1 pseudogene is annotated in these 270 nt (G+C 44.8%); it reads right to left on the bottom strand.

The features are described from left to right. A pseudogene (locus ACFIQE_RS11295) lies at positions 1–270 on the bottom strand (carboxyl transferase domain-containing protein); the annotation flags it as partial.

The following is a 270-nucleotide window of genomic DNA, read 5'->3' as shown; positions in this document are numbered from 1 at the left end:
GAAAGCCCTCTGGTAAAGTTTCACGTATGGTTTGTTGAATCACACGAGGACCAGCAAAACCAATCATAGCACCGGGTTCGGCAATATGAATATCGCCGAGCATGGCGTAAGAAGCAGTAACACCACCAGTGGTTGGATTGGTCAAAACAACAATATAGGGAAGTTTTGCTTCTTTTAGCATTTCAATCGCTACCGTTGTACGTGGCATTTGCATCAATGAAAGTGTCCCTTCTTGCATGCGTGCACCACCAGAAGCAGAAAAAAGAACCA

This window comes from Bartonella sp. AA1HLJMS (genome assembly GCF_042197445.1).
Classification (GTDB): domain Bacteria; phylum Pseudomonadota; class Alphaproteobacteria; order Rhizobiales; family Rhizobiaceae; genus Bartonella.
The sequence above is the reverse complement of the archived record's forward strand: the minus strand, read 5'-3'. Positions and strand labels throughout refer to the sequence as shown.